This window comes from Streptomyces sp. NPDC041108 (assembly GCF_055592645.1).
Window position 1 is genome coordinate 48,008 of sequence record NZ_JBVIYK010000003.1, and the last position, 12,502, is coordinate 60,509.

9 protein-coding genes and 1 pseudogene are annotated in these 12,502 nt (G+C 71.7%); 8 read left to right on the forward strand and 2 right to left on the reverse strand.

Annotated features, from left to right (window positions below):
* The first annotated feature begins 68 nt into the window (after nt 1-68).
* The 6 genes and pseudogenes from scy (at nt 69) to ACZ6BB_RS09780 (ending at nt 9,324) form a co-directional block, all read left to right on the forward strand.
* A complete protein-coding gene (scy, locus tag ACZ6BB_RS09755) occupies nt 69-3,920 on the forward strand; it encodes a polarized growth protein Scy (RefSeq protein WP_471614778.1) in 3,852 nt (1,283 codons plus the stop codon).
* Between the two features lie 258 nt (nt 3,921-4,178).
* Nucleotides 4,179-5,117, forward strand: a complete 939-nt coding sequence (locus tag ACZ6BB_RS09760; RefSeq protein ID WP_013000631.1) for a coiled-coil domain-containing protein — start codon at nt 4,179-4,181, stop codon at nt 5,115-5,117.
* Nucleotides 5,118-5,285: 168 nt separating this feature from the next.
* Nucleotides 5,286-6,255 (forward strand): annotated as a pseudogene (locus ACZ6BB_RS09765) (ABC transporter ATP-binding protein).
* Between the two features lie 2 nt (nt 6,256-6,257).
* Nucleotides 6,258-7,028, forward strand: a complete 771-nt coding sequence (locus ACZ6BB_RS09770) for an ABC transporter permease (RefSeq protein WP_471614779.1) — start codon at nt 6,258-6,260, stop codon at nt 7,026-7,028.
* A gap of 170 nt (nt 7,029-7,198) precedes the next feature.
* A complete protein-coding gene (locus ACZ6BB_RS09775) occupies nt 7,199-8,461 on the forward strand; it encodes an ABC transporter ATP-binding protein (RefSeq protein WP_471614780.1) in 1,263 nt (420 codons plus the stop codon).
* Nucleotides 8,458-9,324 carry an ABC-2 transporter permease gene (locus ACZ6BB_RS09780; RefSeq protein ID WP_471614781.1) on the forward strand — a complete coding sequence of 289 codons (867 nt, stop codon included), beginning with the start codon at nt 8,458-8,460 and terminating at the stop codon, nt 9,322-9,324. The genes ACZ6BB_RS09775 and ACZ6BB_RS09780 overlap by 4 nt, the downstream gene beginning before the upstream one ends.
* A gap of 19 nt (nt 9,325-9,343) precedes the next feature.
* On the opposite strand, the gene ACZ6BB_RS09785 is transcribed toward ACZ6BB_RS09780, so the two are convergent.
* The gene (locus ACZ6BB_RS09785; protein ID WP_471614782.1) at nt 9,344-9,694 is read right to left on the reverse strand and encodes an ATP/GTP-binding protein; all 351 of its coding nucleotides are present in this window, start codon (nt 9,692-9,694) and stop codon (nt 9,344-9,346) included.
* Nucleotides 9,695-9,915: 221 nt separating this feature from the next.
* Between ACZ6BB_RS09785 and ACZ6BB_RS09790 the strand changes: the two genes are divergently transcribed.
* A complete protein-coding gene (locus tag ACZ6BB_RS09790; RefSeq protein WP_471614783.1) occupies nt 9,916-10,944 on the forward strand; it encodes an LLM class flavin-dependent oxidoreductase in 1,029 nt (342 codons plus the stop codon).
* 79 nt (nt 10,945-11,023) lie between these two features.
* On the opposite strand, the gene ACZ6BB_RS09795 is transcribed toward ACZ6BB_RS09790, so the two are convergent.
* A complete protein-coding gene (locus ACZ6BB_RS09795; protein ID WP_005480204.1) occupies nt 11,024-11,416 on the reverse strand; it encodes an SCO5389 family protein in 393 nt (130 codons plus the stop codon).
* Nucleotides 11,417-11,810: 394 nt separating this feature from the next.
* On the opposite strand from ACZ6BB_RS09795, the gene nucS reads away from it, so the two are divergent.
* Nucleotides 11,811-12,491, forward strand: coding sequence for an endonuclease NucS (gene nucS, locus ACZ6BB_RS09800; protein WP_471614784.1), 681 nt, complete (start codon nt 11,811-11,813; stop codon nt 12,489-12,491).
* The last annotated feature ends 11 nt before the right edge of the window (nt 12,492-12,502 follow it).

Here is a 12,502-nt window from a genome sequence, read left to right on the forward strand (position 1 = left end):
CCCCGTTCGGCGGTTGGACGGAGCTCGTTTGCCAGAGGTTGCGACCAGGGGACGGATGGGACCGCGCAGTGCGGGGCTACGAACGCCAGGAGCGAGAGCCGGCGGCTGACGTCGACCACCTCTCTCGGTTCGAGGCCGAGATGGAGCGGCTGAAGACCGAGCGGGAAAAGGCGATCCAGCACGCCGAGGACCTCGGCTACCAGGTCGAGGTGCTGCGCGCCAAGCTGCACGAGGCGCGCCGCACCCTCATGTCCCGGCCCGCCTACGACACCGGGGGCGACCTCGGGTACCAGGCCGAGCAGATGCTCCGCCAGGCCCAGATGCAGGCCGACCAGCTGCGCACGGACGCCGAGCGCGAGCTGAGCCAGGCCCGGGCGCAGACCCAGCGCATCCTCCAGGAGCACGCCGAGCAGGCCGCGCGCCTCCAGGCGGAGCTGCACCAGGAGGCGGTCACCCGTCGTCAGCAGCTCGACCAGGAACTGTCCGAGCGCCGCCAGACGGTCGAGTCGCACGTCAACGAGAACGTGGCGTGGGCCGAACAGCTGCGCGCCCGCAGCGAGGCCCAGGCCCGCCGGCTCGTCGACGAGTCCCGCGCGGAGGCCGAGCAGGCGCTGGCCGCCGCCCGCGCCGAGGCCGAGCGGCTCGCCACCGAGGCCCGCCAGCGGCTCCAGAGCGACGCCGAGGCCGCCCGCGGCGAGGCCGACCAGATCCTGCGCCGGGCCCGCGCCGAGGCGGAGCGGCTGCTGAACGCGGCCTCCACCCAGGCGCAGGAGGCCACCGAGCACGCCGAGCAGTTGCGCACCTCCACCGCCACCGAGTCGGACTCCGCCCGCCGCCAGGCCTCCGAGCTGAGCCGGACCGCCGAGCAGCGCATGGCGGAGGCCGAGGCGGCCCTGCGCGAGGCCCGCGCCGAGGCCGAGAAGCTGGTGGCGGAGGCGAAGGAGAGCGCGGCCAAGGCCGTCGCCGGCGCCGAGTCGACCAACGAGCAGCGCACCCGGACGGCCAAGGAGCAGGTCGCCCGGCTGGTCGCGGAGGCCACGAAGGAGGCCGAGGCCACCAAGGCGGCCGCCGAGGAGGCCGTCGCCGACGCCAAGGCCCAGGCCGAGAAGATCGTCGCCGAGGCATCCGAGAAGGCCCGCTCGATCACCGCCGAGGAGTCCGCCTCCCAGCTCGCCAAGACGGCCAAGACCGCCGAGGACGTGCTGAACAAGGCGTCCGAGGAGGCCAGGAGCACCACCAAGGCCGCCGTCGAGGAGGCCGAGCGCATCCGCGCGGAGGCCGAGGCCGAGGCGGACCGGCTGCGCGCCGAGGCGCACGACCTCGCCGAACAGCTCAAGGGCACGGCGAAGGACGACACCGAGGAGTACCGCGCCAAGACGGTCGAGCTGCAGGAGGAGGCGCGCCGGCTGCGCGGCGAGGCCGAGCAGCTGCGCTCCGACGCGGTCGCCGAGGGCGAGCGGATCCGCTCCGAGGCCCGGCGCGAGGCCGTCCAGCAGATCGAGGAGGCGGCCAAGACCGCCGAGGAGCTGCTCGCCAAGGCCCGTACGGACGCCGACGAGCTGCGGCAGACGGCCACCGCGGACAGCGAGAAGGTCCGCACCGAGGCCATCGAACGCGCGTCCGCACTGCGCCGCCAGGCCGAGGAGACCCTGGAGCGCACCCGCAAGGAGGCCGAGCGCTATCGCGCCGAGGCCGCCGAGCAGACGGAGGAGCTGAAGGCCGAGGCCGAGCGCGCCGCCGCCGAGCTGCGCGAGGAGACCGAGCGGGCCGTCGAGGCCCGTAAGGCCGAGGCGGCCGAGGAGCTGACCCGGCTGCACACCGAGGCCGAGGGCCGGCTGGCCTCCGCCGAGGAGGCGCTCTCCGACGCCCGCGCCGACGCCGAGCGGATCCGCCGCGAGGCCGGCGAGGAGAGCGACCGGCTGCGTTCCGAGGCCGCCGAGCGCATCCGTACGCTCCAGGCGCAGGCCGAGGCCGAGGCCGAGCGGCTGCGCGACGAGGCCGCGGCCGACGCGTCCGCGTCCCGCGCCGAGGGCGAGTCCGTCGCCGTACGGCTGCGGTCGGAGGCCGCGGCCGAGGCGGAGCGGCTGAAGTCCGAGGCGAAGGACACCGCCGACCGGGTGCGGGCGGAGGCGCAGGCCGCGGCCGAGCGGCTCGCCACGGAGGCCTCGGAGACGCTGGCCGCCGCGCAGGAGGAGGCCGCCCGGCGCCGCCGCGAGGCCGAGGAGCTCCTCGGCGCGGCCCGGCAGGAGGCCGACCAGGAGCGCCGTCGGGCCCGCGAGCAGAGCGAGGAGCTGCTGGCCTCGGCGCGCACCCGCGTGGAGGAGGCCCAGACCGAGGCCGTACGGCTGGTCGAGGAGGCCGAGCGGCGCGCCGGCGAGATGGTGTCGGCGGCCGAGACGCACGCCCAGCAGGTCCGGGAGTCCGTCGCCGGGCTGCACGAGCAGGCCCAGGAGGAGATCGCCGGGCTGCGCAACACGGCCGAGCACGTCGTGGACCGGATGCGCAGGGAGGCGGAGGAGGAGTCGGACCGGGTCCGCGCCGACGCCTACGCCGAGCGGGAGCGGGCCGCCGAGGACGCGAGCCGGGTCCGCCGTGAGGCGCGGGACGAGACGGACGCGGCCAAGGCACTCGCCGAGCGCACGGTCGCGGAGGCCATCGGCGAGGCGGAGCGCATCCGTTCGGAGGCGTCCGAGCACGCCCAGCGGGTCCGTACGGAGGCGTCGGACGCCATCGCGCGGGCCGACCAGGACGCCTCGCGCACCCGCGCGGAGGCCCGCGAAGACGCCAACCGCATGCGGTCGGACGCGGCCACCCAGGCCGACACCCTCATCACCGAGGTGACGGCCGAGGCGGAGCGGCTGACGCGGGAGACCAACGAGGAGGCCGAGCGCGTACGGGCCGAGTCCGTCGCCAAGGCCGACCGGCTGATCGGCGAGGCCACCGACGAGGCCGAGCGGCTGCGGGCCGAGGCCGCCGAGACGGTGGGTTCCGCGCAGCAGCACGCCGAGCGGGTGCGGGCCGACGCCGAGCGCGCGCGGGCCGAGGCCGAGGCGGAGGCCGACCGGCTCATGGCGCACGCCCGCGAGGAGGCCGACAACACGCTCGACGCCGCCCGCAAGGACGCCAACAAGCGGCGCTCCGAGGCCGCCGAGCAGGTCGACACGCTCATCACGGAGACGGCGGCCGAGGCCGACAAGCTGCTCGCCGAGGCGCAGTCGCAGGCCCTGAAGACCACCGCGGACGCCGAGGGGCAGGCCGACTCCATGGTCGGGGCGGCCCGCAAGGAGGCCGACCGGCTGGTCGCCCAGGCGACCGTCGAGGGCAACTCCACGGTGGAGAAGGCCCGTACGGACGCCGACGAGCTGCTGGTCGGGGCGCGCCGGGACGCGACCGCCATAAGGGAGCGGGCCGAGGAGCTGCGGGACCGCATCACCGCCGAGATCGAGGCGCTGCACACGCGGGCCCGCCGTGAGGCCGCCGAGACGATGAAATCGACCGGTGACCGTTGTGACGCGTTGATCAAAGCCGCCGAGGAGCAGTTGGAGAAGGCGACGTCGAAGGCCAAGGAGATCGTTTCCGAGGCCAACTCCGAAGCGGGCAAGGTCCGTATCGCCGCGGTGAAGAAGGCCGAGGGTCTCCTGAAGGAGGCCGAGCAGAAGAAGTCCACGCTCGTCCGTGAGGCCGAGGAGCTGAAGGCCGAGGCGATCCGCGAGGCGCGCCGTACGGTCGAGGAGGGCAAGCGCGAGCTGGAGGTGCTGGTCCGGCGCCGCGAGGACATCAATGCGGAGATCTCCCGTGTCCAGGACGTCCTGGTGGCGTTGGAGTCTTTTGAGGCCCCGTCGGGCGGCAAGGACGGTGGAGTCAAGACGGGTGCCACGGCGGGTGCGACTCGTTCGGGTGGCAAGTCGTCAGACGGCTAGCGGTGCGAGGGCGTTGCGGGTATCTTCCCGCTCCGCCTCTAGCCCTACAGACACCATTTTGTGCTCGTTCTGTGCTTGCCATCTGTGCCGTCTGTGCTTTCAGGGCCTTTACGCAAAGTTTCTGGCAAGTATTCCGATGGTCGGCCACCCAAAAGGGGTGTCATTCTCCAGATCAAACGTGCATCTGCTCGATGACACGCCGCTTCGCCCCCTAGGATTCCACCTATCACCTCACCGGTCTCATTCGACAGGAACCCCATGAGCGACACTTCCCCCTACGGCTTCGAGCTTGTGCGGCGTGGATACGACCGCGCTCAGGTGGACGAACGCATCTCCAAGCTCGTCTCCGACCGTGACTCCGCTCTCGCCCGCATCACCGCTCTGGAGAAGCGCATCGAGGAGCTCCACCTCGAGACGCAGAACGCCCAGGCCGCGGTGACCGACGCCGAGCCGTCCTACGCCGGTCTCGGCGCGCGCGTCGAGAAGATCCTCCGCCTCGCCGAGGAGGAGGCGAAGGACCTGCGCGAGGAGGCCCGTCGCGCCGCCGAGCAGCACCGCGAGCTGGCCGAGTCGGCGGCCCAGCAGGTGCGCAACGACGCGGAGTCCTTCTCCGCGGAGCGCAAGGCCAAGGCCGAGGACGAGGGCGTCCGGATCGTCGAGAAGGCCAAGAGCGACGCGTCGCAGCTGCGCGCCGAGGCGCAGAAGGACGCGCAGTCCAAGCGCGAGGAGGCGGACGCCCTCTTCGAGGAGACCCGCGCCAAGGCCGCGCAGGCCGCCGCCGACTTCGAGACGAACCTCGCCAAGCGCCGCGAGCAGTCCGAGCGGGACCTGGCGTCGCGTCAGCAGAAGGCGGAGAAGCGTCTCGCCGAGATCGAGCACCGCGCGGAGCAGCTCCGCCTGGAGGCCGAGAAGCTGCGCACCGACGCCGAGCGCCGCGCCCGCCAGACGGTGGAGACCGCGCAGCGTCAGGCCGAGGACATCGTCGCGGACGCGAACGCCAAGGCCGACCGGATCCGTTCGGAATCCGAGCGCGAGCTGGCGGCACTCACCAACCGCCGCGACTCGATCAACGCCCAGCTGACGAACGTGCGCGAGATGCTGGCGACCCTCACGGGTGCGGCCGTCGCCGCGGCCGGCACGCCGGTCACCGACGACGAGCCGATCTCCCGCGGGGTCCCGGCACAGCAGTCCCGGTAACCGCGTCTCCTGCCGTCCCACCGGCCGAGGCACCACGGGCCCGCGTCTCCCTTCCGGGGGGGGGCGCGGGCCTTCGGCGTCCCCGTGGCGGAGGCCCTGGCCTTCGCGCCCCTGGAGGGCTTCGCCCCTCCGGTGGCAGGGCCCCCGACCCCGTTCTAGCGTGGCCGCATGATCGAGCTGGACGGGCTGACCAAGCGGTACGGCGAGAAAGTGGCGGTGAACAATCTGACCTTCGCCGTGCGGCCCGGGATGGTGACCGGCTTTCTGGGGCCGAACGGGGCCGGGAAGTCGACGACCATGCGCATGATCCTGGGGCTGGACCGGCCCACCGCGGGGGACGTCCGGATCGACGGCACGCACTACGCCGGCCTGCGGGACCCGCTCACGTACATCGGCGCGCTGCTGGACGCCAAGGCCGTGCACGGCGGCCGCAGTGCCTTCAACCACCTGCTCTGCCTGGCCCAGAGCAACGGGATCCCCCGGGCACGGGTGCACGAGGTGCTGGACACGGTCGGGCTCACCACGGTCGCCGGGAAGAAGGCCAAGGGGTTCTCGCTGGGCATGGGGCAGCGGCTCGGGATCGCCGGTGCGCTCCTCGGCGACCCCCGGATCCTGATGTTCGACGAGCCCGTCAACGGCCTCGATCCCGAGGGCATCCACTGGATCCGGAATCTGATGAAGTCCCTCGCGGCACAGGGACGGACCGTCTTCGTGTCGTCGCATCTGAATGAGCGAGATGGCGCTGACCGCCGACCACCTCGTCGTCATCGGGCAGGGGCGGCTGCTCGCCGACACCTCCATGGCGGAGTTCATCCGGCAGAACTCACGCTCGTACGTACGCATTCGCACACCGCAGCGGGAGCGGCTGCTCGACGTGCTGCACACGGTCGGTGTGAGGGTCGTGGAGAGCGGCGACGGGGCGCTGGAGGTGGACGGCGGGAAACCGGAGGAGATCGGTGAGCTGGCCGCCCAGCACCAGGTCGTGCTGTACGAGCTGAGCCCCCGACAGGCTTCGCTGGAGGAGGCGTTCATGCAGCTGACGGCCGAGTCGGTGGAGTACCACGCGCACGACGGCACCCCGGTGGCGCATCCGGCCCCCGCCCCCGGCTGGGGCGGCTCCGGGAAGCGGGAGGGCTGACGATGGCCGCCACCCAGGTGGTCCGCTCGGAGTGGACCAAGATCCGGTCGGTGGCGTCCACGGTGTGGACGCTGTCGCTGGCCGGGGTCGTCACGATCGCCCTCGGCGTGCTGATCTCGCTGCTGTCGAGGAACGAGTTCGACAACCTGAGCCGCCAGGACCGGTTGTCGTTCGACCCGACGTTCATCAGCTTCGCGGGGATGACCCTCGGACAGCTGGCGATGATCGTGTTCGGGGTGCTGGTGGTGTCGAACGAGTACAGCACCGGCATGATCCGGACCTCGCTGGCCGCCGTGCCGCAGCGCGGCACCTTCCTCTTCGGCAAGATCGCGGTGGCCACCGCCCTCGCCTTCGCGGTGGGGCTCGTGACCAGCTTCGTGACGTTCTTCCTGGGACAGGCGATGCTCGGTCCGTACCGCGCCGAGATCGGTGATCCGGGCGTCCTGCGCGCGGTCCTCGGCGGCGGTCTCTACATGACCCTCATCGCCGTGTTCTCCATGGGGGTGGCGGCGATGCTGCGCAGCCCGATGCTGTCGCTCGGCATCCTGATGCCGTTCTTCTTCCTGATCTCCAACATCCTGGGCAACGTCGACGCCACCGAGAAGGCCGGCCGGTACCTTCCCGACCAGGCCGGCAGCAAGATCATGCAGGTGGTGACCCCCGTGGACGACGACACGCCGTACGGGCCCTGGGGCGGACTCGCCATCATGGCGCTGTGGGTGGCCGCGGCCCTGCTCGGCGGCCTTCTGATGCTGAAGCGGCGCGACGCGTGAGCAGGAGCGTGACCAGCGGTTACGTACATGCCAAGACAACGGGCTCGTGACCTGCGAGGTTTTACCTCCTCTTGGGTGGAACCGTCAGCGCCCCGATAAGCTCCTAATCCTTACGGGGGCGTGCGCCCCGACGTCCTCGGACGTCCTGATCTGTTCGATGGGTGCGGAGAATGATCGAGGCAGTCGGCCTGACGAAGCGCTACGGCGCCAAGACGGCCGTGTACAACCTTTCCTTCCAGGTGCGGCCGGGGGCCGTCACCGGCTTCCTGGGGCCCAACGGCTCCGGGAAGTCGACGACGATGCGCATGATCCTCGGCCTGGACAATCCCACGTCCGGGCAGGTGACGATCGGCGGCTATCCGTACCGCAAGCTACCGAACGCCGCCCGTCAGGTCGGTGCCCTCCTCGACGCCAAGGCGGTGCACGGCGGCCGGCACGCCCGCAACCACCTGCTGTCCCTGGCCCAGCTGTCCGGTATCCCGGCCCGCCGGGTGGACGAGGTGCTGGGCGTCGTCGGCCTCCAGGACGTGGCCAAGAAGCGCTCCAAGGGCTTCTCGCTCGGCATGGGCCAGCGGCTCGGCATCGCCGCCGCGCTGCTGGGCGACCCTCAGGTGCTCCTCTTCGACGAGCCGGTCAACGGCCTCGACCCCGAGGGCATCCTCTGGGTCCGCAACCTGATGAAGGCGCTCGCCGCCGAGGGCCGTACGGTCTTCGTCTCCTCGCACCTCATGAGCGAGATGGCGCTGACCGCCGACCACCTCATCGTGATCGGGCGCGGGCAGCTGCTCTCCGACATGAGCATCAAGGACTTCATCTCGGCGAACTCCGCCGACTTCGCGCGTGTACGGACACCGGACGCCGAGCCGCAGCAGCGCGAGAAGCTGACGGCCGCGCTGACCGAGGCGGGCGGCCAGGTGCTGCCCGAGCAGGACGGGGCACTGCGTGTCATGGGGCTGCCGCTCCCCCGCATCAGCGACCTCGCGCACGGCGCCGACGTACGCCTGTGGGAGCTGTCGCCGCACCAGGCGTCGCTGGAGGAGGCGTACATGCGGATGACGCAGGGCGCCGTCGACTACCGCTCGACGACCGACCAGAAGGCAGGTCTCCAGCAGCCCCTGCCGCCCGGCGCGCAGCCGCCGATGCCGGTGGCCGGACAGGGCCAGCCGGGCTGGTACGCCCCGCCGGCCCCGCAGGCCGGTCAGCCGTACGCGCCGCAGGGTCAGCCCGTGCCGCCCGGGCAGCAGGGTCAGCCGCCGGCCGGTCCCTACGGGGCTCCGGCGCCCGTCGCCCCGGCTCCGGCCCCCGGGCAGCCCCAGCCGAACCCCTACGCCCAGGCCGCGCCGCAGGCCCCCGCGCAGCCCGCCGCCGCGCCGGCCCCGGCCGCCTCCGCCGCGCCCGCCGCCGACCTGACGAAGTCCGAGGACGCCCGATGAGCACCCCCCAGCCACCCCTCGCGCAGCAGCCGCCCGCCCCCCAGTGGCAGGGCGCGCCGGGCACGTCGTACACCTCGCCGATCCCGGTGGTGCGCACGCACCTCGGGCACGCGATCTCCTCCGAGTGGACGAAGATCAAGTCGGTCCGCTCCACGATGTGGACGCTCGGGGTCTTCATCGTCCTGGTGATCGGCCTGGGTCTGCTCTTCGCCCTGATCGCCGCCTCCGCGGACATGAACCTGGAGGGCGAGTCCCCGCTGGGGCTCGGTCTGTTCGGACTGATGATCGGCAGCGTCTGCATCCTCACGCTCGGGGTCCTGACCACCGCCTCCGAGTACGGCACGGGGATGATCCGGACCACGATGACGGCGTGCCCGAGCCGCGGCCGGGTCCTCGCCGCGAAGGCGATCGTGTTCTTCGCCCTCGCCTTCACGGTCACCCTGGTGACCACCGCGTTCGTCGGCTTCGCCCAGGTGGCGATCCTGGAGGACAACGGGGTCACGAGCCCCGACGGTGACGAGTGGTTCAAGGCCACGGTCGGCGTGAGTCTGTTCCTCGCCCTGTTCGGGCTGCTGGCGCTGCTGATGGGCTCGCTGATCCGGCACTCCGCCGGCGCGATCACCCTGATGCTCGGCGTCTTCCTCGCCCCGCTGGTCATCGCGATCTTCATGTTCTCGGAGTCGCTGAAGGACGTTCAGGAGTTCCTGCTGGAGTACTCGATCCCGAGCCAGCTCAGCGTCTTCTACGGCGCGGAGCTCAGCCAGTCCGGCCCGTCCGGATGGGAGCCTCTGTGGATCATGCTCGCGCTGACGGGGGCGGCGTTCGTGGGCGCGTACGCCCTGCTGGAGAAGCGGGACGTCTGACCTTCCGGCCGAGGGAGTGTCAGAACCTCGGCGCGTTACGGGACCGCTGCACCCGCGAGGTGCGGCGGTCCTTCGCGTTCCAGCACGCCTTGTGCCAGTGCCGGCGCTCGTCGACGCCCGAGTGCTCGGGCCAGGCGACGACATGCGGGACCCCCGAGGCGATCATCTGGTCGCAGCCCGGGCAGCGGTAGGTCTTGCCCGCCGCGCTCGCGCCCGCCACATGGCGCACGCTCCACTCCTCGCCCCGCCAGGGCTCGCTGGTCTGCCAGCCGCCGTAACGGTCGGACCGGTCCTCCTCCGCGCTGCGGCCTGACGGACCCGACAGACCCGACGAAGCCTGGTCCTTGGGGCGATTGCGACGCGGGGACACGGGACACCTCACGGGTCTATACAGGGGGCAGGATCGGTGTCCAGCCTACGCGGGCCCGGTGGGGGTATGCGTACGTCACCAAACCCCCCAGATCGCCCTCCGCTCGGCTCATTCTGCAGACAATCCGCAAATCTCGCCGCCAGGCCGTGACTTCGTCACGTGTCACACGGTTATGCCGGTGGGGGAGCTCCCGAGTCGGAGCCGAGGAAGCAGGAAGAGCGATGCACGTAGGAACATTTGTACTGGGCGCCCAGTTCCCCGGCCAGGGCCAGGGGGAGGCGCTCCACCGGGCGGTACGGACCGCGGAAGTGGCCGAGGAGGCCGGGCTGGACGCGGTCTGGCTGGCCGAGCACCATTTCGTGCCGTACGGCACCTGTCCGTCGGCGATCACCCTCGCCGCACTGCTGCTGGGCCGCACCAAGCGGATCCGGGTCGGTACGGCGGTCAGTGTGCTGCCCACCGTCCATCCCGTGGCCCTGGGCGAACAGGCCGCCCTGCTGCACGTGACGTCCGGCGGGCGCTTCTCGCTGGGGGTCGGACGCGGTGGCCCGTGGGTCGACCTGGAGGTGTTCGGCGCCGGACTGGAGGCGTACGAGAAGGGCTTCCCGGAATCACTCGATCTGCTCATGCGCTGGCTGCGCGAGCCCTCGGTGTCGGCGTCGGGGGAACGATTCAGCTTCCGCGAGGTCCCGGTCGTCCCGAGGCCCGCCGAGGACCTGGACGAGACCCCCGGCCCGGAGGTCGTCGTCGCCTGCACGTCGCCGACCAGCGTACGGCTGGCCGCCGAGCGCGGGCTGTCGATGCTGCTCGGCATGCACGTCGGGGACGAGGAGAAGGCCGAGATGGTCGCCCTGTGGCGCAAGCACGCCCGGGCCGCGGGCCGTTCGCCGGAGGAGATCTCCGGCGCGGCCCACGTCTCGGCCGGCGTCTGCCAGATCGCCGACCGGCGCACCGACGCCGTGGAGGCGCTCACCAAGGCGATGCCGGGCTGGCTGAAGCAGGGCCTCGACGCCCATGTGACCGTCGACGGCCGGGCCCGCGCCATGCGGGACCCGTTGGCGTACACCGAACTGCTCTGCGGGCTGCACCCGGTGGGCACCCCCCGGCTGTGCGCCGACCGCCTCGCGGCCACCAGCGAGCGGACGGGCATCTCCCGCTTCGCCCTGCTGGTCGAGGGCTCCGGCGACCTGGCGGCGACGGAGGAGAACGTACGGCGACTCGGTGCCGAGGTGCTGCCTCACCTCGGCTGAGCCACTACGGGGAGCTTGCCGCCCCGGTTACTGATGCACCTCCCGCGGTTGGAGCGGCAAGCCGTGCTGCGTCACGACCTCAGCAGTCCCTGAGTTCCGGAGACTGGTTGAGGAGTTGGCCGCGGATCGAGGTGAAGCGGGCCAGCCTGTCGTCCACGGACGGGTCCAGAGGGAACACCGCCACGCGGTGGCAGTTCTGGAAGGCCAGCCGTACACCGAAATGCCGCTGCAGAGCGCCGCGAATCGCGTCGCTGGCGAGCGCGCGCAGCAGTTGTCCGCGTGCCTGCTCGTCCGGCGGGGGCGTCTGGTTGTCGGCGAACTCTCCGCCGTCGACCTTCAGCTGGGCCACCAGAGAGCTGATCATCTCCCACGCGTAGGGCAGGGAGGTCCGGACGCAGTCGACGAAGGCGGCTTCGTCGACCTCGCCTCGCTCGGCCTGTTCGAGTAGGGCCGGTGAGACGTCGAGCGACATGGGTTCTCCTCTCGCACCCCCACAACAACAGGGGTTGACGGACAGGGTCGGAGAGCGCATGCCGAACACGCAGAGTGCACGGTCCGCGACCTCCAGTTTCTACGGTAAGGAACCGAACGGGGCCGCACCAGGAGATTGCGCGCACCGACACGGCCCGAGACGCACACAATCAGCCAATGCCGAACAGGAGTTGACAGCGGCACATGCCGGAGGACGGCGGAGGCCCACGTGAGGGGCCGAAGGAGGGTGACGCAGGGCGACAGCGACCGAGCGGGACCGGCCTCGAGTCGAACGGCCCCCGGCCCGAGGCACCGGCCGCGCGGTGACCTCCGGGCGGGGCACTCACGGCGGTCGAATCGCGCGCACCCGTCGGCGTCGGATAGCGTTGCCGACCATGCGTCTCGTCATTGCCCGCTGCTCCGTCGACTACGCGGGCCGGCTCACCGCCCATCTCCCCTCGGCTCCCCGCCTGATCCTGGTGAAGGCGGACGGCAGCGTCTCGATCCACGCCGACGACCGGGCCTACAAGCCCCTCAACTGGATGTCGCCGCCCTGCACGCTGAAGGAGGGTTCCGGAGACTCCGAGGGCGTGGCGGGCGTCTGGACCGTCATCAACAAGGCGGGCGAGAAGCTCATCATCACGATGGAGGAGGTCCTCCACGACTCCTCGCACGAACTGGGCGTCGACCCCGGCCTGATCAAGGACGGCGTCGAGGCGCACCTCCAGGAACTCCTCGCCGACCGCATCGAGACCCTCGGCGAGGGCTACACGCTCATCCGCCGCGAGTACATGACGGCCATCGGCCCCGTCGACATCCTGTGCCGGGACGCCGACGGCGCGACCGTCGCGGTCGAGATCAAGCGGCGCGGCGAGATCGACGGGGTGGAGCAACTCACGCGCTACCTGGAGCTGTTGAACCGCGACCCGCATCTCGCGCCGGTCCGCGGCATCTTCGCCGCCCAGGAGATCAAGCCCCAGGCCCGCGTCCTCGCCACCGACCGCGGCATCGGCTGCGCGGTCCTCGACTACGACGCCCTGCGCGGCATCGAGGACGACAAGCTGCGGCTGTTCTGAGCCTGTTCAGC

Excerpts from the sequence above, each read along its gene's own strand:
- ACZ6BB_RS09760 (WP_013000631.1), top strand. The coding sequence starts at position 4,179 with ATGAGCGACACTTCCCCCTACGGCTTCGAGCTTGTGCGGCGTGGATAC.
- ACZ6BB_RS09770 (WP_471614779.1), top strand. The coding sequence starts at position 6,258 with ATGGCCGCCACCCAGGTGGTCCGCTCGGAGTGGACCAAGATCCGGTCG.
- ACZ6BB_RS09775 (WP_471614780.1), top strand. The coding sequence starts at position 7,199 with ATGATCGAGGCAGTCGGCCTGACGAAGCGCTACGGCGCCAAGACGGCC.
- ACZ6BB_RS09780 (WP_471614781.1), top strand. The coding sequence starts at position 8,458 with ATGAGCACCCCCCAGCCACCCCTCGCGCAGCAGCCGCCCGCCCCCCAG.
- ACZ6BB_RS09790 (WP_471614783.1), top strand. The coding sequence starts at position 9,916 with ATGCACGTAGGAACATTTGTACTGGGCGCCCAGTTCCCCGGCCAGGGC.
- ACZ6BB_RS09795 (WP_005480204.1), bottom strand. The coding sequence starts at position 11,416 with ATGTCGCTCGACGTCTCACCGGCCCTACTCGAACAGGCCGAGCGAGGC.
- nucS (WP_471614784.1), top strand. The coding sequence starts at position 11,811 with ATGCGTCTCGTCATTGCCCGCTGCTCCGTCGACTACGCGGGCCGGCTC.